At 68.0% G+C, this 23,319-nt stretch carries 19 protein-coding genes and 3 tRNA genes; 19 read left to right on the plus strand and 3 right to left on the minus strand.

What is annotated here, in order from left to right; all coding sequences use genetic code 11:
- Positions 1-76: 76 nt before the first annotated feature.
- Positions 77-433, minus strand: coding sequence for an arsenate reductase (locus tag VNT59_RS09590; protein WP_325498110.1), 357 nt, complete (start codon positions 431-433; stop codon positions 77-79).
- A gap of 72 nt (positions 434-505) precedes the next feature.
- Between VNT59_RS09590 and folC the strand changes: the two genes are divergently transcribed.
- The 18 genes from folC (at position 506) to VNT59_RS09680 (ending at position 16,775) form a co-directional block, all read left to right on the plus strand.
- A complete protein-coding gene (gene folC / locus VNT59_RS09595; RefSeq protein WP_325498111.1) occupies positions 506-1,795 on the plus strand; it encodes a bifunctional tetrahydrofolate synthase/dihydrofolate synthase in 1,290 nt (429 codons plus the stop codon).
- A gap of 22 nt (positions 1,796-1,817) precedes the next feature.
- The gene (locus VNT59_RS09600) at positions 1,818-2,591 is read left to right on the plus strand and encodes an SPOR domain-containing protein (protein ID WP_325498112.1); all 774 of its coding nucleotides are present in this window, start codon (positions 1,818-1,820) and stop codon (positions 2,589-2,591) included.
- Positions 2,592-2,604: 13 nt separating this feature from the next.
- Positions 2,605-3,105: a CvpA family protein gene (locus tag VNT59_RS09605; RefSeq protein ID WP_325498210.1), complete on the plus strand. Its 501-nt coding sequence runs from the start codon at positions 2,605-2,607 to the stop codon at positions 3,103-3,105.
- Between the two features lie 31 nt (positions 3,106-3,136).
- On the plus strand, positions 3,137-4,645 hold the full coding sequence (gene purF, locus VNT59_RS09610; protein ID WP_325498113.1) for an amidophosphoribosyltransferase: 1,509 nt from the start codon (positions 3,137-3,139) through the stop codon (positions 4,643-4,645).
- A 9-nt stretch (positions 4,646-4,654) separates the two neighbouring features.
- On the plus strand, positions 4,655-5,866 hold the full coding sequence (locus VNT59_RS09615) for an O-succinylhomoserine sulfhydrylase (RefSeq protein WP_325498114.1): 1,212 nt from the start codon (positions 4,655-4,657) through the stop codon (positions 5,864-5,866).
- Positions 5,863-7,278, plus strand: coding sequence for a glutamate--tRNA ligase (gltX, locus tag VNT59_RS09620; RefSeq protein WP_325498115.1), 1,416 nt, complete (start codon positions 5,863-5,865; stop codon positions 7,276-7,278). The genes VNT59_RS09615 and gltX overlap by 4 nt, the downstream gene beginning before the upstream one ends.
- Positions 7,279-7,367: 89 nt before the next feature.
- Positions 7,368-7,443: transfer RNA gene (locus VNT59_RS09625), tRNA-Ala, on the plus strand.
- A gap of 29 nt (positions 7,444-7,472) precedes the next feature.
- Positions 7,473-7,548, plus strand: a tRNA-Glu gene (locus VNT59_RS09630).
- Between the two features lie 67 nt (positions 7,549-7,615).
- Positions 7,616-7,692, plus strand: a tRNA-Asp gene (locus VNT59_RS09635).
- A 538-nt stretch (positions 7,693-8,230) separates the two neighbouring features.
- Positions 8,231-9,013, plus strand: coding sequence for an HpcH/HpaI aldolase/citrate lyase family protein (locus VNT59_RS09640; protein WP_325498116.1), 783 nt, complete (start codon positions 8,231-8,233; stop codon positions 9,011-9,013).
- Positions 9,014-9,102: 89 nt separating this feature from the next.
- Positions 9,103-10,095 carry a tripartite tricarboxylate transporter substrate binding protein gene (locus VNT59_RS09645; RefSeq protein WP_325498117.1) on the plus strand — a complete coding sequence of 331 codons (993 nt, stop codon included), beginning with the start codon at positions 9,103-9,105 and terminating at the stop codon, positions 10,093-10,095.
- A 63-nt stretch (positions 10,096-10,158) separates the two neighbouring features.
- Positions 10,159-10,947 (plus strand): GntR family transcriptional regulator, encoded by a 789-nt coding sequence (locus VNT59_RS09650; RefSeq protein ID WP_325498118.1) that lies wholly within the window; start codon positions 10,159-10,161, stop codon positions 10,945-10,947.
- Entirely contained in the window at positions 10,947-11,930 is a 984-nt protein-coding gene (locus VNT59_RS09655; protein WP_325498119.1) for a tripartite tricarboxylate transporter substrate binding protein, read from the plus strand. The genes VNT59_RS09650 and VNT59_RS09655 overlap by 1 nt, the downstream gene beginning before the upstream one ends.
- Positions 11,923-13,050 carry a mandelate racemase/muconate lactonizing enzyme family protein gene (locus VNT59_RS09660; protein ID WP_325498120.1) on the plus strand — a complete coding sequence of 376 codons (1,128 nt, stop codon included), beginning with the start codon at positions 11,923-11,925 and terminating at the stop codon, positions 13,048-13,050. The genes VNT59_RS09655 and VNT59_RS09660 overlap by 8 nt, the downstream gene beginning before the upstream one ends.
- Positions 13,051-13,162: 112 nt before the next feature.
- Positions 13,163-13,792, plus strand: a complete 630-nt coding sequence (locus VNT59_RS09665) for a helix-turn-helix transcriptional regulator (protein WP_325498121.1) — start codon at positions 13,163-13,165, stop codon at positions 13,790-13,792.
- The gene (locus tag VNT59_RS09670; protein ID WP_325498122.1) at positions 13,782-14,753 is read left to right on the plus strand and encodes an ornithine cyclodeaminase family protein; all 972 of its coding nucleotides are present in this window, start codon (positions 13,782-13,784) and stop codon (positions 14,751-14,753) included. The genes VNT59_RS09665 and VNT59_RS09670 overlap by 11 nt, the downstream gene beginning before the upstream one ends.
- 146 nt (positions 14,754-14,899) lie before the next feature.
- Positions 14,900-15,745: an alpha/beta hydrolase gene (locus VNT59_RS09675; protein ID WP_325498123.1), complete on the plus strand. Its 846-nt coding sequence runs from the start codon at positions 14,900-14,902 to the stop codon at positions 15,743-15,745.
- A gap of 34 nt (positions 15,746-15,779) precedes the next feature.
- Positions 15,780-16,775 carry a tripartite tricarboxylate transporter substrate binding protein gene (locus VNT59_RS09680; protein WP_325498124.1) on the plus strand — a complete coding sequence of 332 codons (996 nt, stop codon included), beginning with the start codon at positions 15,780-15,782 and terminating at the stop codon, positions 16,773-16,775.
- Positions 16,776-16,960: 185 nt separating this feature from the next.
- Here the strand turns inward: VNT59_RS09680 and VNT59_RS09685 are convergent, their stop codons facing one another.
- Both VNT59_RS09685 and VNT59_RS09690 read right to left on the minus strand, forming a co-directional pair.
- A complete protein-coding gene (locus VNT59_RS09685) occupies positions 16,961-18,226 on the minus strand; it encodes a phospholipase D-like domain-containing protein (protein WP_325498125.1) in 1,266 nt (421 codons plus the stop codon).
- 250 nt (positions 18,227-18,476) lie between these two features.
- Positions 18,477-18,812 (minus strand): hypothetical protein, encoded by a 336-nt coding sequence (locus VNT59_RS09690; protein WP_325498126.1) that lies wholly within the window; start codon positions 18,810-18,812, stop codon positions 18,477-18,479.
- 416 nt (positions 18,813-19,228) lie between these two features.
- On the opposite strand from VNT59_RS09690, the gene VNT59_RS09695 reads away from it, so the two are divergent.
- Positions 19,229-23,014: a DUF5801 repeats-in-toxin domain-containing protein gene (locus VNT59_RS09695; RefSeq protein WP_325498127.1), complete on the plus strand. Its 3,786-nt coding sequence runs from the start codon at positions 19,229-19,231 to the stop codon at positions 23,012-23,014.
- The last annotated feature ends 305 nt before the right edge of the window (positions 23,015-23,319 follow it).

The raw sequence follows: 23,319 nt of genomic DNA on the forward strand, positions 1-23,319 counted from the left end.
CCGCTATGAAGAAATTCTAGGCACAAGCGCGACAGTCACCGGCGCTTTCCGGTAAAGCACCGGTAAAAGTGGCGGGTCAGCGACGCGGCAGCAACGACCAGGCGGCGGGATCGAACCCGAGCGTGCGTTCGCCGCCGGGCCACTGCACCACCGGCCGCTTGATCGCGCTCGGGTGTTCCACCAGGAAGGCGTGGGCGCTGGCCTCATCGCACACCCGCGCCTGCGCCGCCGGATCGAGCCGCCGCCACGTGCTGCCTTGCCGGTTGACCACCCTGTCCCAGCCGAAGCGCTGCAGCCAGTCCCGCAGTTCGGCCGCCGGCACGCCGTCCTTCCTGAAGTCGTGGAAGCGGTGGTCGACGCCGTGTCCGGCCAGCCAGGCGCGGGCCTTCTTGACGGTGTCGCAGTTGGAGATGCCATAGAGCGTCGCGGTCATGGCGGCGATGATAGGCAGCAACGCCGCCGGCCGTCGCGGCACCGGGATCTTCGTCCAGAGGACAATCGCGGCATGGACAAGCTGGAAGACTGGCTCGCGCATTGCGAGCGGCTGCATCCCAAGACGATCGAGCTGGGGCTGGAGCGCGTGCGCTCGGTCGCACAGCGGCTGGGGCTCGCCTTCGGGTGCCCGGTGATCACGGTGGCCGGCACCAACGGCAAGGGCTCCACCTGCGCCATGCTGGAGGCGGTCGCGCTGCAGGCCGGGTACCGCACCGGCGTGTACACCTCGCCGCACCTGGTGCACTTCGAGGAGCGCTGCCGCATCCACGGCGAGATCGTGCGGGGCGCCGACCTGGTTCCCCATTTCGCACGGGTCGAGGCCGCGCGCGAGGGCGTGTCGCTGACGTATTTCGAGTTCACGACACTGGCGATCCTGAGCCTGATGGCGGCCTCGGCGGTCGACCTGGCCATCCTCGAGGTCGGCCTCGGCGGCCGGCTCGACGCCGTCAACATCATCGATGCCGACTGCGCCGTGATCACCAGCGTCGATCTCGATCACATGGACTATCTCGGCCCCGACCGCGAGTCCATCGGCCGCGAAAAGGCCGGCATCATGCGCACCGGCCGGCCGGCGGTCGTCAGCGACCCGGTGCCGCCGCAGAGCGTGGTCGACCGCGCGGTGGAGATCGGCGCCGACCTCTGGCGGCTCGGCCACGACTTCAACTTCTCGGGCGACAAGCAGCAGTGGGCCTGGGCCGGCCGCGGCCGCCGCTATGCGGGCCTGGCCTATCCGGCGCTGCGCGGGGCCAACCAGTTGATCAACGCCTCGGGCGCGCTGGCGGCGCTGGAGTCGCTGCGCTCGCGCCTGCCGGTCACCGCGCAGGCGGTGCGCAACGGCTTGGCGATGGTCGAACTGCCGGGGCGGTTCCAGGTGATTCCCGGCCAGCCGGCGCTGGTGCTCGACGTCGCGCACAACCCGCACTCGGTGGCGGCGCTGACCGCCAACCTGGATGCCATGGGCTTCTATCCGACCACGCACGCGGTCTTCGGCGCGATGGCGGACAAGGACCTCGAGACGATGTTCGCGCGGATCGGCCCGCTGGTGGACCGCTGGTACTTCACCGATTTGCCGGTGGCGCGGGCCGAATCGGCGCAGGGACTGCTCGCGCGCTGGGAGGCGCAGGGCCACCGCGCGCAGGTGAGCGCCAGCATCCACGCGGACCCCATGGCGGCGCTGCGGGCGGCGATGGCCAATGCAGACCCCACTGATAGAATCGTCGTCTTCGGATCGTTCCACACCGTGGGCGGCGTCCTGCAGGACGGCGTGCCCCGCCTACAAGCCAAACATCTTGCGAGCTGAGCCCCGTCAGGCGACCGGTTTCATGGCCTTTTTCAAGTTCCGCACCGCCGCGGACGGCGCCCCCGCCGCCCGGCAGCCCGAGAGCGTCGAAGCCATGCGGCGCCGCGCGCGCCATCGCCTGATCGGCGCCACGGTGCTGGTGCTGGCCGGCGTGGTCGGCTTTCCGCTGCTGTTCGACACCCAGCCACGGCCGATCCCGGTGGACATCCCGATCGAGATTCCCGACCGCCACAAGGCCAAGCCGCTGCCCGCGCCGGCGCGCGCGACGGCGCCGGCACCGGTCGCTTCGGGCAGGGTGAGCGCGCCGCCGGCGCCGGCCGCCACGGTGCCGGCGGCGCCGGTGGTCCCGGCGCCCGCAGCCAAGACCGAATCGCCGCCGGCGAAAGCGGAGGCCGCGCCGGCGAAAGCGGAGGCCAGGACGGAGCCCAAGCCTGAGTCCAAGGCCGAGGCCAAGCCTGAGTCCAAGGCAGAGGCCAAGCCCGTTGCCAAGGCCGAGCCGGCCGGCGATGGCGCCAAGGCCAAGGCGCTGCTGGAAGGCAAGCCGGCGGCCAGGGAGGCCGCGGCCGAGGGCCGCTTCGTGGTGCAGGTGGGAGCGTTCGCCGACGTCGCCAAGGCCCGCGAGGCCCGCGCGCGCCTGGAGCGCGCCGGACTGAAGACCTACACGCACGTCGCCGAAACCAGGGATGGCCGCCGCATCCGGGTCCGGGTGGGGCCGTTTGCCAGCAAGGCCGAAGCCGACAAGGCGGCGCACAAGATCAAGGGCCTGGACCTGCCGGCCGCGATCCTCACCTTGTAGCGTGACGGCCGCGATCACTCCGCTCGACTGGGTGTTTCTGGCCGTGCTGGCCGCGTCGTTCGTGATCGGCGCCTGGCGCGGGCTGGTGTACGAGGTGCTGTCCGTGATGAGCTGGGTGGCCGCCTTCGTCGTGGCCCAATGGCTGGCGCCGGACGCCGCCGCGCTGCTGCCGGTGCAGCGGGCGCCCGAAGCCGGCCGGTATGCGGTAGGCTTTGTGATCGTGTTCATCGCGGTGGTGTTCACCGGCGGGCTGCTGGCGTGGCTCACCAAGAAGCTGGTGGACTCCGTGGGCCTGCGGCCGATCGACCGCGCGCTGGGCGCCCTGTTCGGGCTGGTGCGCGGCGCGGTGCTGCTGCTGGTCGTGGCGATCGTGATCAACATGTCGCCGGCCGCGCGCTACGGCTGGTGGACCGATTCGAACGGGGCCGCGCTGTCGCTGGCGGTGCTGAAGGGATTGAAACCGGTATTGCCCGAGCGGTTCGGGCGCTACCTTCCGGGCGAGCACGGCGGCTGAGGCGGCGCCGCCGTCCAACGAGAGCATCAACATGTGTGGAATCGTCGGCGTTGTCAGCAACGCCCCCGTCAACCAGCTGATCTACGACGCGCTACTGCTGCTGCAGCACCGCGGCCAGGATGCGGCCGGCATCGTCACCCAGCGTGACCGCAAGTTCTTCATGCACAAGGCCAAGGGCATGGTGCGCGACGTGTTCCGCACCCGCAACATGCGGGCGCTGCCGGGCAACGTGGGGCTGGGGCAGGTGCGCTATCCGACGGCGGGCAACGCGTACAGCGAGGAAGAGGCCCAGCCGTTCTACGTGAACGCCCCGTTCGGCATCGTGCTGGTGCACAACGGCAACCTCACCAACGCCCAGGCGCTGCGCGCGCAGCTGTTCTCCAGCGATCACCGCCACATCAACACCGAGAGCGACTCGGAGGTGCTGCTCAACGTGTTCGCGCACGAGCTGGAGAAGACCACCCGCGGGCTGCCCCTCAAGCCCGAGGACGTGTTCGAGGCGGTGCGCAACGTGCACCGGCGCGTCCGCGGCTCGTACGCCGTCGTGGCGCTGATCGCCGGCCACGGCGTGCTGGCGTTCCGCGACCCTTATGGCATCCGGCCGCTGTCAATCGGACGCGGCAAGGACGGCACCGTCATGGTGGCGAGCGAGTCGGTGACGCTCGAAGGCACCGGCCACACGCTGGAGCGCCATGTGGCGCCGGGCGAAGCCGTCTTCATCGACCTGCAGGGCCAGTTGCATGCGCAGCAGTGCGCCGCCTCGCCCAAGCTGTACCCCTGCATCTTCGAATACGTCTACCTGGCGCGGCCGGACTCGGTGCTCGACGGCATCTCGGTCTACCAGGCCCGCCTCAATCTCGGCGAGACGCTGGCCAAGCGCGTGATCTCCACGGTGCCGCCCAACGAGATCGACGTGGTGATCCCGATTCCCGAGTCGAGCCGGCCCAGCGCGATGCAGCTGGCGCAGCTCACCGGCATTCCCTACCGCGAAGGCTTCGTGAAGAACCGCTACGTCGGCCGCACCTTCATCATGCCGGGCCAGGGCGTGCGCAAGAAATCCGTGCGCCAGAAGCTCAACGTCATCGCCAGCGAGTTCAAGGGACGCAACGTGCTGCTGGTGGACGACTCGATCGTGCGCGGCACCACCAGCCAGGAGATCGTGCAGATGGCGCGCGACGCCGGGGCCCGCAAGGTGTACCTGGCCAGCGCCGCGCCGCCGGTGCGCTATCCGAACGTCTACGGCATCGACATGCCGACGGCCGGCGAACTCGTCGCGCACGGCCGCACCATCGAAGAGGTGCGCCGCATCATCGGCTGCGACGCGCTGATCTACCAGGACGTCGAGGGCATGAAGCGGGCCATCGGCTCGCTCAATCCCAAGCTCGACGGCTTCGACGCCTCGTGCTTCGACGGCGTGTACGTGACCGGCGACATCAATGCCGACGACATCGCCAGGATCAACGCGGCGCGGGTCGGCCAGGAAGACCCGCTCGAAGAAAGCAATTCCCGCCTGGCCCTGCCGAACTCGCAGGACGCCTGAGCGCCCGACATGACCAGCAAAGCACTTCCTCCCGATCTGCACCGCGAGACGCTCGCGGTGCGCGCCGGCATCGAGCCCAGCCAGTACGGCGAGAACTCGGAAGCCCTCTACCTTTCCAGCAGCTTCGTCCAGCCCGACGCCGAGACCGCCGCCCGCCGCTTCGCCGGCACGGAGGAAGGCTTCACCTACTCGCGCACGTCCAATCCGACGGTGGTGGCGTTGGAGAACCGGCTGGCGGCCCTGGAAGGCGTGGAGGCGGCGATCGGCGCGTCCAGCGGGATGGCCGCGATCCTGATGCTGTGCATGGGCCTGCTGAAGGCGGGCGACCACGTGGTGTGCTCGCGCTCGGTGTTCGGCTCCACGCTCAACCTGATCGGCACGATGTTCGGCAAGTTCGGCGTCCAGACCACGTTCGTTTCGCAGACCGACGTGAGCGAGTGGCGCGCCGCGATGCGGCCCGACACCAGGCTGCTGTTTGCCGAGACGCCGACCAATCCGCTCACCGACGTGTGCGACATCCGTGCGCTGGCCGACATCGCGCACGCCGGCGGCGCGCTGCTGGCCGTCGACAACTGCTTTTGCACGCCGGCGCTGCAGCGGCCGGCCGAGCTCGGCGCCGACCTGATCATCCATTCGGGGACCAAATACCTCGATGGCCAGGGACGGGTGCTGGCCGGCGCGATCTGCGGGCCGGCGAAATACATTCGCGACGTGTTCGATCCGGTGGTGCGCACCGCCGGCATGGCGCTGTCGCCCTTCAACGCCTGGGTGGTGCTCAAGGGGCTGGAGACGCTGGGCATCCGCATGCGGGCCCAATGCGAGGGCGCGCTGGAACTGGCGCGCTGGCTGGAGCGGCAGCCGAAGGTCGGACGCGTCTACTACCCCGGCCTGCCATCGCATCCCCAGCACGAGCTGGCGATGCGCCAGCAATCGGGGCAGGGCGGCGCCGTGGTTTCCTTCGACGTCGTCGGCGACGGCCCCGAGGGCCTGCGCCGCAATGCCTTCCACGTCATCGACCAGACCCGGATCCTGAGCATCACCGCCAACCTCGGCGACACCAAGACCACCATCACCCACCCGGGCACCACCTCGCACGGCCGGCTGAAGGAAGAACAGCGGCAGGCGGCGGGCATCGGCCAGGGCCTCATCCGCGTGGCCGTCGGCCTCGAGCATCTCGACGATCTGAAGGCCGACCTCGCGCGCGGCCTGGACACCCTGTGAGCACCAGCACCACTTCCGCCGGGGCGCGCGTGCGCACCCGCTTCGCCCCGTCGCCGACGGGCTTCATCCACCTGGGCAACATCCGCTCGGCGCTGTATCCGTGGGCGTTCGCGCGCGCCACCGGCGGCGACTTCATCCTGCGCATCGAGGACACCGACCTCGAACGTTCGACCCAGGCCGCCGTCGACGTGATCCTGGAGGGCATGTCGTGGCTGGGCCTCGCTCCCGACGAGGGGCCGTTCTACCAGATGCAGCGGATGGACCGCTATCGCGAAGTGCTGGCGCAGATGCAGGCCAAGGGGCTGGTCTATCCCTGCTACATGAGCGTGGCCGAACTCGACGCCTTGCGCGAGCGGCAGATGGCCAACAAGGAAAAGCCGCGGTACGACGGGACCTGGCGGCCCGAGCCCGGCAAGACCTTGCCGCCGGTGCCCGAAGGCGTGCAGCCGGTGCTGCGCTTCCGCAATCCGACCGGCGGCTCGGTGGTGTGGGACGACAAGGTCAAGGGCCGCATCGAGATCAGCAACGCCGAACTTGACGACCTGGTGATCGCGCGGCCCGACGGCACGCCGACCTACAACTTCTGCGTCGTGGTCGACGACATCGACATGCGGATCACCCATGTCATCCGCGGCGACGACCATGTGAACAACACGCCGCGGCAGATCAACATCTTCCGCGCGCTCGGCCAGGAACCGCCGGTCTACGCGCACCTGCCCACCGTGCTGAACGAGCAGGGCGAGAAGATGAGCAAGCGCAATGGCGCCAAGCCGGTCACGCAGTACCGCGACGAGGGATACCTGCCGGACGCGATGGTCAACTACCTGGCCCGCCTGGGGTGGTCGCACGGCGACGAGGAAATCTTCACGCGCGAACAGTTTCTCTCCTGGTTCGATCTCGACCACCTGGGCCGCAGCGCCGCGCAGTTCGACGAGGCCAAGCTGCGCTGGGTCAACGCGCAGCACATCAAGCTGACGCCGGACGACCAGCTGGCCGTGCTGGTGGCGCAGCAGTTGAAGAAGCGCGGGATCGAGAATCTCTTCGAGGACCACGTGGCGCGCATCTGCGCCGTGTTCAAGGACCGTTGCGACACCACGGTGGCGCTGGCGGACTGGGCCGAGAAGTTCTACCGGCCGGTGCGGCCGACCGCGGAAGACGTCGCCAAGCACCTCACCGACGTCGTGCGACCGGCGATCGGCATGCTGGGCAAGATGCTGGAGGCCTGTCCCTGGAACAGGCAGGCGATCGCCGAGGCGATCAAGGAGGTGCTGCGCGCCACCGGCCTGAAGATGCCGCAGCTCGCGATGCCGGTGCGGGTGCTCGTGATGGGCACCCCCAACACGCCCTCGGTCGATGCGGTGCTGGAACTGTGCGAGCGCGACCGGGTGCTGGAGCGGCTGCGGGCGGCCTGAGCAACGGACACAAAAAAGATTCGACGACGCCGGACTCGCGCTCAGCAGCGCGCCGAAATCACGCTATAATTCAAGGCTCGACACCCAACGGGGGTATAGCTCAGCTGGGAGAGCGCTTGCATGGCATGCAAGAGGTCAGCGGTTCGATCCCGCTTACCTCCACCAATGTGTCGAACGGTTCGTCCGAAGGTTATGACCCTATCGTCTAGAGGCCTAGGACATCACCCTTTCACGGTGAGTACCGGGGTTCGAATCCCCGTAGGGTCGCCAAGTTCACGCCAGTGAATGAAGCACAAGTGGCAGCACTTGGCTCGCAAGAGCGGACGCTGCACCACGCGGAGTGGTAGTTCAGTTGGTTAGAATACCGGCCTGTCACGCCGGGGGTCGCGGGTTCGAGTCCCGTCCACTCCGCCAAAAGATCAAGGGGTTAGCTCTCGTGGGCTAACCCCTTTTGTTCGTGGTTGCAGCAAGCCTGCTTCCTTCTGCGGTCACGGCGGGCCGAGGACCCTTCGAGTCGAAGGGCGAGAGCTTCCCCAGCGGCGCTTGCAGCGGCCGCTGCAATGACACGGCCGCCCTTCAGGTTCGCCCGCGATCTCGCGTTGCCCATCGGGATCCGACGACGCAAAGCCCCGGCCGTCGTTGTCGCCGCGGCCCTTTCCGCCTGGGTGTTTCCGAACTCGTTGTCGCTGCCCTGCGTGTTTCCGCCCTGGTTTCCGCCTTGATTCCCACTCGGTCTCCGCCGCTCCGGTTCCGACCTGATGCCATTTCGCCTCTTGTCTGCGATTCGTACCACGACGCCGCTGTGTTGCTGGTTCAGCCGTCGCCGCGTCTGGCCAACGCGAGGACTCCAGGGCGGGGAGTTGTTCACCCCGGGGGTCATCCCGTTGACATGGGTCAAAGTGCTTATTAATATGACTTTAAGCACGATACCCACACGACGAACAAAACGCGCATGCAGTCCTCTCGCAATCCCTTCAAGTCCGCCATCCGGGGCGGTCGGCCGCTCGTCGGCGTCTGGTCGATGTCGAATTCAACCAACGCCGTCGAGGCGCTGGCTCACTCGGGGTACGACTGGCTGCTCCTGGACGGCGAACATTCGCCGCAGGAGCTGGCCGACGTCATGAATCATCTGCGGGCACTGGCCGCCTCGACCACCATGCCGATCGTGCGTATTGCGACAAACGATCCGATCCTGTTCAAGCGCTATCTCGACGCGGGCGTGACCACCGTCATGGTTCCATATGTGCAGAGCGCAGCCGAAGCGCGGGCGGCCGTACAAGCCATGTACTACCCGCCGGCGGGCCAGCGCGGGGTCGCGGTCATGCACCGGGCCAGCCGCTTCGGCCGCGTGCCGGACTACCTCCGGACCGCCAACGACGGCATCTGCCTGATCGTGCAGCTGGAGACACAGGCGGCGATCGCGCAACTCGAGGACATCGCCGCCGAAGGCGTCGACGCCTTGTTCATCGGCCCCGGCGACCTGTCGGCCACAATGGGCTATCTCGGGCAGCCGGACCATCCGAAGGTGCAGGAGGTCATCGCCGACGCGTTCCAACGCGCAAGGCGGGCGAAGATTCCGATGGGCATCCTGGCCGCCAACCCAGCCGCCGCGGAGCGCTACATCGCGATGGGGTTCGCATTCGTGTCGGTCGCGAACGACCTGGCGATGCTCGTCCACACCGCCGACGCCTGCGCCGCGCGCTACCGCGAACTGGCTGCGGCCGCGAGCCGCTGAGCCGGCCTTCCTCACCATCGTCCGGCGCGGCTGCGGCCGTCTGCGCAGGCTCCGGCGTTCTTTCGACCCCCACATTCAAGGAAAAGGCAATGATCCATCGCCGCCACGCCCTCCAGTTTCTGGGCGCTACCTCCGCGCTACTCGCCGCGTCCTGGGCCGGTCCGGTCCTGGCGGACGAAGCTTTCCCCGCCAAGCCGGTGACGTTCGTCGTGCCGTACGCGGCGGGCGGGCCCGCTGACGCGTTCGTGCGTGGCTTCGCGCAGAAACTGAGCGAGCGTCTGAAGGTGCCGGTCGTCATCGACAACAAGCCGGGCGCCAACGGCAACATCGGCTCGGCCGCCGTTGCCAGCGGCCGAGCCGATGGCTACACGGTGCTGCTGGGCACCTCGAGCACCATCGCCATCAATCCGCACTTGTACGGCAAGTCCATGACGTACGACCCGATCAAGGACCTGCAGCCGGTGAGCCTGATGCACGAGATGGCCAACGTGCTGGTCGTCAACCCGAACACGCCGTACCAGTCGGTTCGCGACGTGATCGCCGCCGCCAAGGCCAAGCCCGGCAGCCTGATGTTCGGGTCGCCAGGCAACGGCAACACCATGCACCTGGCCGCCGAGCTGATGAAGTCGCGCACCGGCATCGATATGCAGCATGTGCCCTACAAGAGCGGACCGAACGCGCTGCAGGACGTGGTGGGCGGCCAGCTCCCCTTGATGTTCAACAACCTGCCGGCGATCGTCGACCTGGTCAAGGCCGGCAAGCTGCGCGCGCTTGCCATCACGAGCCGGACCCGCAATCCGCGCCTGCCGAACGTGCCAACGATGGTCGAAGCCGGAGTGCCGGACTACGAATCGATCGTGTGGAGCGGTTTATTCGTCAAGGCCGGCACGCCCGCGCCGATCGTGCAGCGGCTGAACAAGGAGGTCGTGGCGGTGCTTGACGACCCCGCGTTCCGCACGCCGTACGAGGCGCAGGGCTACGTGCTGCGGCACAACACGCCGGAACAGTTCTCCGCCCTGATCGCGGCCGACGTGAAGGCGTGGGGCAAGGTCGTCCGGGATTCTGGCGCGCGCGTAGACTGAAGCCAATCCCGGAGGCAGCCAATGCCTGCCTCCAGCCCATTCCCTCCCAGCCAACTGCCAGCCATGCACAGCGATACGACCGTGTTCCAGAAGAGCCGGATGCCGCTGTATCTGCAGGTGGCCAAGCTGATGCGCCACCAGATCGAAAGCCAGGCCTGGGGATTCGGCGAGCAAATCCCCACGCTCGACGAGCTCGAACGCACGTACCGCGTGTCCCGCATCACGCTGCGCGCGGCACTCGGCCAGCTCGAGGAGATGGGCATCGTGCGCCGCACGCGGGGGCTGGGCACGTTCGTCGCGAAAGACCTCTCACAAGAGCGCTGGTTCAAGCTGCCAACCACGCTCGACGAGCTGGTCGAAGCGGTGGCCGATCTCAAGATCCGCCTGCTGCCGATCGAGGAAGGCAGCTCGAGCCGGCCGGCGCCGTCGATCGCCTGCGGCGAGTTGGGACCGTCCTATCGCCGCCTGCTGCGCGTGCACTATCGCGACGACACGCCGTACTGCCTGATCTCGGTGCACGTTGACGGCGAAATATTCGACGTCGCGCCGCAGGAGTTCAGCAGCAAACCCATCATCCCGCAGCTCGTGGCCCTGCGCGGGGTGCGGATCGAGCAGGCGAAGCAGACCATGCGCATCACGGTGGCCAATGAGACAACGGCGCGCCATCTCGACATCGGCGTGGGTGATCCGGTCGCTCACGTGTGCCGCACGATCGTCGACGACCGAAACCGGATCATCTATTACGCCGAAATCGAGTACCCGGCGCAGATGTTCCAGATCGAGATGGATCTGATGCGCAGTGCAACGCCGGCGCCGAGGCGGACCAGAACAACTAGCAAAAGGAGACCTTGATGACCTTTCTCACCCGATGGTTGCGCACCCTGGCTGCCTGCGCGCTCGCAGCGGCGATCGTCCCGACTGTGTCGGCCCAGGCTTACCCCAGCCGTCCCGTCCGGCTGATCGTGCCGTTCCCGCCCGGCGGTGCCGTCGACGCCTATGCGCGCGCGGTGCAGCCCGCGCTCGCGGACACACTGGGACAGCCCATCGTGATCGAAAACCGGGCCGGCGCCAGCGGCATGATCGGCGCCGAACTGGTGGCCAAGGCGCCGCCCGACGGTTACACGCTGCTGGTGGGCAATGTGGCGACGCTGGCGATGAACGCGGGCATCTACACCAAGATGCCGTACGACCCCGTGAAGGACCTGACGCCTGTCATGCAGACCGTGATGGTGAATTACGTGCTGGTGGTCAGTCCGGGCGTACCGGTGCGCACCGTTGCCGAACTCGTCGCGTACGCCAAGGCCAATCCCGGCAAGCTCTCGTATGGATCATCGGGCAGCGGCAGCGCGCAGCACATGGCCGCCGAGCTGTTCAAGGCGCAGACCGGCACCAACATCACGCATGTGCCGTACAAGGGCACGGGCGCCTTGGTCGGCGACCTCGTGGCGGGCCACATCCAGGTGGCGTTTGCGGACCAGGCGAGCATGATGCCGCAGGTGAAGGCCGGCAAATTGCGTGCGCTGGCCGTCGGCGGCGCGCGGCGTTCACCAGAGTATCCGGACATCCCCACCGTCGCTGAGGCCGGCGGCCTGCCGGGATACGAAGCGGTCGCCTGGCAAGGCATCGCCGCGCCGGCCGGATTGCCGTCTTCCATCCTCAGGCGTCTGAACGAAGCGTTTCAGAAGGTGCAGGCCGACCCCGAAGTTCGCAAGCGACTGGCCACCGCCGGCCTGACGCCGGTAGGCGGCGGTCCGGATGAGTTCGGCAAGTACATCCGCAGCGAAATCGCCAAGTGGTCGAAGGTGGCCAAGGACATCGGAGCAACGCTTGACTGAGATCACCAAGGTCGAATGCTGGGTGCTGCGGGCGCCCGTGGCGAAGGCAGTCGCAACTTCCTTCGGCATCATGACCAGCCGGCCCGCCGTCTTTTTGCGCGTGAGCGCAGCCGACGGCGCATGGGGCTGGGGCGAAGTGTTCTGCAACTTCCCCCAGGTGGGCGCGGAGCACCGGGCGCGGCTCGTCGACTCCATGTTCGCGCCGCTGCTCAAAGGCCGTCCCTCGGACGATGCGCCGAGGCTGCGGCGCGAGCTCGAGTCGCAGACCCGCCGCGTGGCGATCCAGTGCGGTGAACCTGGCCCCTTCGCGCAGATCATCAGCGCGATCGACCAGGCACTGTGGGACATGGCGGGCCGGCGGGCGGGCGTTCCGCTGTGGCGGCTGCTCGCGCCTGATGGTGGCACCGCCGGGAATCGGGTGCACCTGTATGCCAGCGGGCTCGGTCCGAAGGACGTGGCGGTGAACGCTGCGCGCAAGCGCGACGAAGGCTATGACGCCTTCAAATTCAAGGTGGGCTTCGGGTCGGACCAGGACATCACCAACTTCGCCGAGATCCGCGCCGCGCTCGGCGAGGACGCAACGATCATGGTGGACGCCAATCAGGCCTGGGAGCACGGCACGGCGGCCGCGCGCATCGCGGAGTTGGCGCCATACCACCCGCAATGGGTCGAGGAGCCGCTGGCCGCCGACGAGCCGGCAGCGGCCTGGCAGCGCCTGGCCCGCGACTGCGGCGCGCCCCTGGCCGGGGGCGAGAACCTCAGGGGTCTGGACGCGTTCGAGCAAGCGCTCGCGGGCGGCTGGTTCTCGTTCATCCAGCCGGATGTCGCGAAGTGGGGCGGCATTTCCGAGTGTCGCGAGGTGGCGCTGCTGGCACGGCGGCACGGCGCGGTCTTCTGCCCCCACTGGCTGGGCGGCGGCATCGGCCTGGCGGCGTCGCTGCAATTGCGCGCGGCCATGGGGGCCGAAGGCTTCGCCGAGGTAGACGCGAACCCGAACCCGCTGCGCGAAGAGGTGTTCCCCCTCGCGCCGCAGGACGGCTGGGTGAGCTTGGGCGATGCACCCGGTCTCGGCGTCGAGCCGGACCTGGTACGGCTGAAGCCTTACTTGACCACCTATTGAAGCCTGGGTTTCCACTCAAGAGGTGCAACTTGTGGGGAGCCGTTGCCGGCGGGCCGCGCCGATCCACGGGAACGTTTGACATTTTGTCTGGTTGCTGACACAGTGTCCAACCATGACGAAGCGGACTCCGGAGCAGCGACTGCTGCTCGAACAGGTCAAACAGATCGCAGATGGGCTGGCCAGAACGTTTGCGCCGTTTTGCGAGGTGGTCGTTCACGATCTGCTCGAGCCCGCGCACGCCATCCTCGCGATTCACAACAACCTGTCTGGCCGTACCGTCGGACATCCGGCGACCGAACTCGGACTTGCCCGGATCCTGAACCCGGACTTCGAGCAGGTCATCGCGAACTATCCGAACCGCTTTTCGGACGGCCGGCAGGTCAAGAGCACGTCCATCGGAGTCAAGGACTCCAAGGGTCAATACATCGCCGCACTGTGCATGAACATCGATCTGACGATGTTCCAGGGATTCCAGGGCATGGTGAACAAGTTCGTCTCGGTTCAGGTGGATTCGCCGGCAAGCGAGAACCTCGATCCGTCCGGCGCAGAGAGGATCCGGGACCGCATCGACCACTTCGCGGCACGGCTTGCAACCACCCCGCGCGCTCTGAAGATCGAGGATCGTCGCGCGCTGATCAAGGATCTGAAGTCAGCGGGCTTGCTGGAGCTCCGGCGCGCAACGGACACCGTCGCTGCCCACCTGGGCGTGTCGCGTGCATCGGTGTACAGCTATGCGAAGTGAAGCCAGGTTGCTGCTGGTCGACAAGCACGCGGTCGACCAGGTGCTTGTCCAGGACGCCGTCGTGCGCGCCGTGCGCGAAGCTTTCGAGCTGCACAGCCGCCGGGAAGGGCGTGTCTTTCCTGTGATCCGCGAGCAACTGTCGACTGGCGGCATTTTCGGCGTCAAGGCCGGCGACGTGCAGTCACAGAAGCTGCTCGGATTCAAGGCGGCAGGCTTCTGGCCGAACAATCGACGTGCCGGGGGCGAACCTCACCAAGCCACGATCGTGCTGTTCGACCCGGAAACGGGCCGTCCTCGTTGTGTCATCGACGGCAACACGATCACGACAGTGCGCACCGGCGCCGCGGGAGCCCTCGGGATCTCGGCCTTGGCTCGCGCGGAGAGCGAGACCGTCACGGTGTTCGGGACCGGTGTCCAGGCAGCCTCACAGCTGAATTTCGCGCTGCGTACGCTGCCGCGGCTCAAACGGGTGCGCTACGTGGCCATCGACCGAAAGCCCGACCAGGCGTTCGCATCGAAATTTGCGGACCGCTGCCAGATCGAGAGCGCAGCAAACGCAGACGAAGCGGTCGCCGAGAGCGACATCGTGATCACGGCGACGCCCGGAGGCGGTCCGCTGTTCGATGCCGCCGCCGTGCGGCCAGGCACTCACCTGAACTGCGTGGGCGCGGATACCCGCGGAAAACGCGAGCTGCCGCCGGGTGTGCTGGAGAGAGCTCGGGTCGTCGTGGATGACAAGGAGCAGGCGCTCAGGCTTGGCGAGCTGCAATGGGCTCCCGAAACGCCGTGCGTGGAGCTGGGCGACGTGTTGACGGGAACCGCGAGCTTCGACCGCGCCGCCGCAGACATCACGGTCTTTGACATGACCGGACTGGCGCTGCAGGACCTGACCGTCGCGCGACTGGTTTTCGAGAGGGCGTCGGAGACAGGCTCGGGCACGAGCGTTTCCTGGCCATGGTGAGCTGGGCAGAAAGGAATCGGAATGGACGATTTTCCAGGTCGTGAGGGCGTCGCCGCAAGCGCGCAACGCCAGCGCCACGCGCACGAGACGCCGGTGCCGGGATCGCAGGTCACCGGTGGGGAAGCGGGCCGCCTATGACGGACTCCTTGAAAGACGACATCGAATACCAGTACAACCCGCGGAAGGCAGTGGCCAACGTGGAGGCGTTCGCGCAGCGCGCCGCCGCGCTCAGCGCCGCAACCCGGCAGCGGCGTGCCGGCCGTCTGGACGTGAGCTATGGGAGCGGCGCACTCGCGACGCTTGACGTGTTTCCCGCCTCCGGTGTGCGGCCGCCCCTGCACGTGTTCCTGCACGGCGGCTATTGGCGCGGCCGCGACAAAAGCGATTACAGCTATGTCGCCGATGCGCTGGTGCCGCTGGGGATCACCACCGTGGTGATGAACTACAAGCTTTGCCCGGGGGCGGAACTCCCCGAGATCGTGGAGCAGGTGCGCGAGGGGTTGCGATGGGTTCATGGGCATGCCGCCGAACTCGGTGGCGATCCCGACTCGTATACCGCGTCCGGCCATTCAGCGGGCGCCCACCTCATCGCGGCGGCGCTGCCGCCCGCCGGCGCGAAAGCGGCGGCGCTGGCCGGCTTGCCGCAGGCCGCGGTGCTGGTGAGCGGTGTCTACGAACTGGAGCCGGTGCTGTCCATCAGCGTCAACTCGGAGATCAGGCTGCGGCCGGAGCAGGTCGATCCGATGAGTCCAACGCGCCACCCCCCGAGTGCGGCCGTCCCGCTCACCGTGGTGGTCGGTGGTGGCGAAACGGCGGGCTTCGTCGGGCAGTCGCGCGACTTCGCCAACGCGTGTGCAGCTGTCGGTACCAGCGTCGCCTATGTCGAACTCCCCGGGCACGACCATTACAGCATCATGAGCCTGCTGGAGAATCCGGGCGCCCCCATCGCCCGCCTGGTCGACGGCATCGCTCGCCGTCGTGTGCCCCGTTGATAAGAAACTGCATTGCCACGGAGACCTTGAAGCCATGACCCGTACTTCCTTGCCGCGCCGGCGATTTCTCGCAGGAACTTCCGCGCTCGCACTGACGAGCTGGACGGCGACGCCTGCGTCCGCGCAGAACGGCTACCCGAACAAACCGATCCGTCTCATCGTGCCGTTCTCGCCGGGCGGCGTGACCGACACGAGCGGCCGCATCGTGGCCGACTTCCTGAGCCGCAAGCTCGGCCAGCAGGTCGTGCCGGACAACCGCCCCGGCGCCTCCGGCAACATCGGCAGCCAGGCCGCAGCGACAGCGGCTCCCGACGGCTACACGCTGCTGCTCGTGCTGGACGGGACCTTCGTGATCAATCCGCACGTCTACGAGAAGGTCAACTTCAATCCCGTGCGCGACTTCGACTCGATCGGCAAGATCGGCAATTCGACCATCATCCTGGTCGCGAACCCAGGCCTGAAGGCGAAGTCGCTGGCCGAAGTGATCGCGTTGTCGAAGTCGCAGCCCGAGGGACTGTCGTACGGAACCTCGGGCACCGGCAGCATCACGCATATCGCCGGTGAACTGCTCAAGCAACGCACCGGGGCGAAGCTGACCCACGTACCCTACAAGGGCGGCGGACCGGCGGTGGCTGACGTGCTCGGCGGCCATATTCCGCTGGCGTTCGCCTCGGCAGCGTCGGTGCAGGCGCACCTGAAATCCGGCAAGCTCAAGGCCATTGCGGTGCCCAGTGGCAAGCGGTCCCCGCAATATCCCGAGATCCCCACGTTCGTGGAGAACGGCGTCAACGATTTCGACATCAACTCCTGGGTGGGGCTGGTCGCGCCCGCGCGGACCCCGAAGGTCATCCTCGACCGCCTCAACGCCGAACTCAACGCCGCGTTGCGCGACCCTGAAGTCAAGGAAAAGCTCGCCGTGGCGGGAATCGACGCCACGCCCGGCAGTGCGGGCACCTTCAGCGAAGTGATCCGCAAGGAGCTCGCGCTGTACGGGCCGGTGGTGCAGACCGCGGGGATCAAAGCGAACTAGCGCGGGGCGCGGGGCGGGGCGCCCGGTGCGACGCCGGTCACGGTGCTGGACGGCGGCATCCGCCACGGCGCGCCGGCGATGGAGTCCTCGTTTTCAGCGAGCGCGTGGCGCTGCGGATCGAGGAGACCGGCCATGCAGGACGGTTCGATCGTCGGCCGGCAGGACCCCGCTCGCGGTGCGGCCGCTCACAGCAGCTCGTGGAACAGGTAGAACGTGTTGTCCTTGAGCTTGTGCCATGCGCCGCGCCGGTGCCACGCGTGCAGGTCGACCTCGTCCGCACGCGCGACGTACCGGTCGAAGATCGCATCGAGCCGGCCGGCAAGGTCGCGATCGAGGATGCCCAGCGTGAGCTCGTCGTTGGTCTCGAACGAGCGGTCGTCGAAGTTGCTGGAGCCGACCGCGCTCCAGACGCCGTCGATGGTCATCACCTTCTGGTGCAGCAGCGTGTGCGGGTATTCGAAGAGCCGCACGCCGCAGCGCAGCAGCTTCTCGAAGTTGCGGTGGCCCGCATGCTGCACCATCGGGTTGTCGGAGCCGCTCGTCGACGGCATCAGCACGCGGACGTCGACGCCGCGGTTGACGGCCTCGCCGAGTGCGTCGATGGCCGCCGGCTGCGGGATGAAATAGGGGTTCTGGATGCGGATCCGCGCGCGCGCCAGGCAGATCGCGACGTGGTGCAGGATCTTCACGGCAGGGGCGGAGCCCTCCGGCTTGAGGTAGGCGGCGTGGATGCAGGCGTCGCCGGTGCGCGGCAGGCGCGGAAAGTAACCGTCGCCGCCGAACAGCTCCGTCGTCTCGCCGATCCAGTTTTCGCTGAACACGCCCTGCAGCGTATTCACGATCGGCCCGCGCACGCGGACGCTCACGTCGGCATTGAACCGGCGGTCCTGCGCATTGCCCAGCCACGTGTCCACGATGCAGTGGCCGCCGACGAAAGCCTCGCGGCCATCGATCACCACCAGCTTCCGGTGGTCGCGCTCATTGAGCAGCCCGATGTTGCGCAGCGCCCCATCATGGAAGAACGCCACCTTGCAGCCGGCGGCGCGCATCTGGCGCACGGTCGCGGGGCCGATTTCCGCGGCGCCGTTGGCGTCGAGCAGGACGCGCACCTGGCAGCCGGTGCGGGCCCGCTCGGCGAGCGCCGCGGCCAGCGCCCGCCCGACGGTGCAATCCTTCCAGAGAAAGGTTTCGAAGTGCACCGAGTGCTCGGCAGCGCGTATGCGCCCGAGCAACACGTCGAAGTAACGGCCGTTCTCCAGCAGCTCGACCGAATTGCCGGGTACCGAGGTGCCCAGCGTCAGGCCCGCCAGCGACGGCAGGAATTGCTCGATGCCTTCCCCGCAGTCCACGCGCAGGCTGACGTCGCGATGCCTGCGGATCGACCAGATGATCGCGATCAGCAGGAACAGCAGGGCCAGCGAAGCGATGCCCCAGAGGGACCAGTAGATCACCGTTGTCCTTCGCACGAGCGGCGCGATCGCCATCCCATAGTCTGCGCGAAAGTCGGCGCGTCGTGGTCCCGCGGTGAGGCAGCGCTTCGGTCCTGCGCTGCTGCGCTGCCCCCGCCGAGCTGCCATCGCTGGCCGGCTGCTCGGTGACGCTGGCACTCAGCACTGCGCCGGCGTGGCACATGGAACGGTTGCGCTCTCTCGGACCGACGGGCGCGGCGCGCCGTGACCGGGCGCGGCTCGGCGGCCGCGCCTACCTGAACTCCCGGCACTTGCGGATGATGTCCGGCGTGCGCTGCGGCCCGCCGTCCGCGCAGACCGACCGGGCGGCCGCGACACAGGCCGCCGCGGCCAGGTCCTGCTCCTGCCTGGTCTGCCGCTTCAGGCCCGGGATGACGAACGGCCTGAAGGTCTTGCCGCACTCCCCGCCGAGGTTCGGGTCGCGGTGGTGGCGCGCGACGTCGGTCACGACGTCCCACGCCCGGTAGGCCACGTCGAAGTCGGGAGCAGCCGGCGCCGATCGGGCGCCGGTGGCAAGGGCAAGGATCGCAGCGACGGCCGCCGACGGGCCGCTGCACGGAAACTTCATTCGGGATGTCGATCGGGCCATGACGGGTCGAGTCTAGGGCCTTGCGGCCGCTGGCTCGGCGCATGCACCGTTCACCAGCGCCGGCAGTGCCGGCGCGCCGGTCGCGAACGCGGCAGCAACTCGGCACATCGTCGCGACGCCGATGCGCCGCGCTGGCCGCGACTGATTCCCATTCGTCGCTTGGCGCACATCCGGACTCGCTCTGCCTTTTCGGGTGACGCGCGGCGCGTCGTTGCTGCTGCCAATGCAACGCCGACGCGCACGCCGACACGCACGCGCGCGCCACGCAGCCGCCGAGCACCTGCCGCTCGATGAGACCCTCCGGCCTACACCCTCCGGAGTATTGAGAATGCGGCTCTCCGGGCTATCCATTGACATTGACCGGAGAGCTCCTCTCCGGCTGGAGGTCATTCACCATGAGCGCTACCCTCACCGGACTGAACGTCCGGCTCGACGAAACCCTTGGCCTGCAGGACGACGACACCTCGTCGGCCCTGCCGGCCGCCTTTGCCGCCCGGATTCCCGCCGGCTACCTGAACGAAGCCGTTTCCAGCGGGAGTGTGCTGGACCTCACGGGCATCACGACCGACATCGCATTCGCCAAATCGTCGGGCGCGCCGCTCGACGGCGTGGACAGCGGGCTGACCACGACCGACGGCGATCCCATCCTGCTGTGGACCGACAGCGTCGACAACAACGTGCTGCTCGGCAAGACCGCTGCCGACCAGGTGGTCTTCGCCGCCTACCTGGAGCCGATCGGCTCGCCGATCTCCGGCGCGAAGCTGTGGACGGTCAGCTACGAGGCAGTCCATCATCCCGACGACACGGACCCCGATGACAGTGTCGATTTCGCGCTCAAGGCGTACGTCAACGTGCAGCAGGTGCAGGACTTCTCGCTGGCCAACGCGCCGGCCGGGCAGAACCTGTTCATGATGTTCGGAGACGCGGCGGACGCCGCCAATCCCGGTGACGAGGTCGCCATCGTCGTCACCGGCAAGAACCCGGCCAACCAGTCGGAGGGCGCACGATTCAACAGCGGTGACACGGTCAACACCAGTCTGGGCGGCGGCAACACGACCATCGGCACCAACAACCAGATGATCGATCCGTCCGAGGGCATGTACTTCACGTTCGTCACAAATGCAAACCCGGATTTCATCGCGCCCAACCTGAATCCGATCGAAGCCGATCAGGAAGCGAACATCGATTTCGGCGGCTTGTACGGCACGACGCTGGCCAGGTTCGCCATCTCGCAGATGCAGCCCGTGAAGGCGGGGACGGTGAAGGTGAGCGCCTTCACGACCGAAATGCACGATCGCACCGAATTTGTCGACCACCTGCATGACAACACCCAGGTCGCCATCGACGGTGTGCAGGTCTACGACCAGTCCGGCGTCAAGATCCTCGACCTGACGGCGGACGGCACGGCCGCCGGCATCACCGTCGATTTTTCCGGCGGATCGGTTTCGGTGTCCGGCGTGCTGTCGAAAGACTCGATCGTGTACCACACCGTGAGCGCGCACAGCCGGGTGCTGATTGAAAACGCCGCCACCGCCGGCGCCAGCGCGAGCTTCGACATCGGCGGCTTCAGCCTGGTCAAGACCGTGGCGACGCCCCTGGAGATCGGTTCGCACATGCTGATCGACGACGACGGCCCGAGCGTTGCCACCACCGGCACGCCGCCGGCGCTGGTGGTGGACGAGACGGTGCTGGCGACCGACGCCAGCGCCGACTTCTCGACCAACTTCACCGGCGCATTCGGCGCCGACGGGCCCGGCTCGGTGGCCTACGCGCTGGGCGTGAGCGCCGAGGGCGTGGACTCCGGCCTGGTCGACACGGCCACCAACAACCACGTGTACCTGCGTCTGGAAAGCGGCGTGGTGGTGGGGCGCGAGGGCGCGGATGCGGCAGCCGCCGCCAGCGGCCCGATCGCGTTCACCGTCAGCGTCAGCAGCGCGGGCGTGGTCACGCTCGACCAGCAGCGCGCGGTGGTGCATGACGACCCGGCCGATCCGGACGAGAGCACCTCGCCGGCGATGCTGGCGGCGGCAGCCATGGTGACGCTGACGGGCAAGATCACCGACGGCGACGGCGACACCGCGACGGCGTCGCTGAACATCGGAGACCTCTTGAAGTTCGAGGACGACGGGCCGAGCATCAGCACGACCGGCACGCCGCCGACCCTGATCGTCGACGAGACGGTGCTGGCGACCGACGCCAGCGCCGACTTCTCGACCAACTTCACCGGCGCATTCGGCGCCGACGGGCCCGGCTCGGTGGCCTACGCGCTGGGCGTGAGCGCCGAGGGTGTGGACTCCGGCCTGGTGGATACGGCCACCAACAACCACGTGTATCTGCGCCTCGAAAGCGGCGTGGTGGTGGGGCGCGAGGGCGCGGATGCGGCAGCCGCCGCCAGCGGCCCGATCGCGTTCACCGTCAGCGTCAGCAGCGCGGGCGTGGTCACGCTCGACCAGCAGCGCGCGGTGGTGCATGACGACCCGACCGATCCGGACGAGAGCACCTCGCCGGCGATGCTGGCGGCGGCGGCGCTGATCACCATGACCGGCAAGGTCACCGACGGCGACGGCGACACCGCGACGGCGTCGCTGAACATCGGAGACCTGCTGAAGTTCGAGGACGACGGGCCGTCGGTGTCGGCCAATGCGGCGGTCCAACTCGATGACGATGCCCTCACGGGCGGCAATCCGGGCGGCACGGGCGACGTCACTCCGGACACGGCCAACACCAGCGGCACGCTGGCCCATAGCCTCGGCGCGGACGGTCTGGGCTCGGTCGCCTACCTGACCAGCGGCGCGCCGAGCGGCTTCAGCTACGAGGCCGGCGCCGGCGGCAGCCTGCTCGTCAAGCAGGGGACGACCACGGTCATGACGCTCACGCTGAATGCCGCGACGGGCGCCTACCTGGTGACGCAGAACGCGGCCGTGATGCATGCGGCCGGCCTGGATGAAAACGACCAGGCGTTCACGATCGGCTATCGCGTGACGGATGGCGACGGCGACACCGCCGACGGCAGCTTGACCGTCAACGTGGACGATGACACGCCCGTGGCCTTCCTGCCGGATTCGCTCACGCTGTCCAACAGCGGAACGGCGGTCGGCACCGAGGATCTGAACGCGGCCGGGGCCGTGGGCGCCGACACGCCGGCGACGCTCGCCTTCGTCGACACGGTGGTGGCCGACAACTACCTGCGCGACAGCGGCAACAAGCTGCTGACTTCGGGCGGCGAGAACATCGTGCTGTCCGGGTTCGGTACGGGCACGCTCGTCGGCAAGACCGAGACCGGCCTGGCGACCGTGTTCACGGCCACGCTGGACACCTCGGGTGACCAGTACACGGTCGACTTCGACCGCGCGATCGACGACGGCGGCGGCATCAACTTCCTGGGCAGCGCGCCCGTGAAGTCGGGCAACCTCGTCTACAACGTCATCGACAACGTCGGCGGCACGAAGCTGGACCTGCTGTTCTCGGGCGGCGACACGAGCGGCGGGGCGCCGGCGGACCACACCGTCAACGTCAGCACCCAGGGCGCCGGGACCGATAACCAGACCATGAACCCGGACGAAACGCTGCGCATCGACTTCGTGCAGAACGCCGTCCTGGCCGGCTCGCCGCTGGGAAGCGACTTCACCGCCGGTGCCCACATGGACGTGAACGCCTATTCGTTCCTGCTGACGCAGAACAACCCTGGCGGCACGACCGGCACCGCGCTGGTGATGGCCTTCGACGCGGACGACGACAAGACGTTGGTGGGCGATCCCGACGATACCGGCGACCAGATCACCAAGGTCATGATCGACGGCCAGGTGCTGGTGGACGGCGGCACGGTGACGGACCGCACCATCAACGGTCACGTTGTCCACGCCGCGGCTGTCGGCCTGGGCTGGGTGATCACCGGCCTGAACGAGGGTGCCCCGGGCGACGGCGCGGGCGGCGACGATCCGCTGATCGAGATCTCGACCGCCGACGGCTTCAACCGGGCCGAGGTGTCCAACTACGCCGGGCACACCGTCAACAGCGTGGTGCTGGGCGGCGCCAACTTCGACATCGCACCCGCCGGTGCAGACCTGCTCACGCAGGGCAATCCGGCCGGCTTCGAGCTTCCGGTGCAGATGACCGACGCGGATGGCGATGCGGGCCCGGTGGCCCTGATCGGCATCCAACTGCAGCCGGTGATCGTCTGAGTGGCCGGCCGGCGCGGCGACGAGGCGGGGGCCTCGTTGCCGCCCGCGCGCTGGTCCGCAACCACCGATTGGCATCGCTTCCGCGATGCCCTCCCGTCCGCGCCGGGCGCCGCGCCGTGCGGCGCATCGCAAGCCTGATGTCGCATGCCCGCTGGCGGCGGCCGCATCTCCATCGGCGGGGATCACAGGCGCGAGGGGGCCAGCTGCCCGCGTTCGAGTCGTGTGAGCGGTTTCCTACACGAACTCTGCAGCGTGCGGCAAGATTCGCCCACTTTGCAGCGCAACTACACGATCGCGCCAGGCTC

Source organism: Ramlibacter sp. (assembly GCF_035554825.1).
Lineage (GTDB): Bacteria > Pseudomonadota > Gammaproteobacteria > Burkholderiales > Burkholderiaceae_C > Ramlibacter.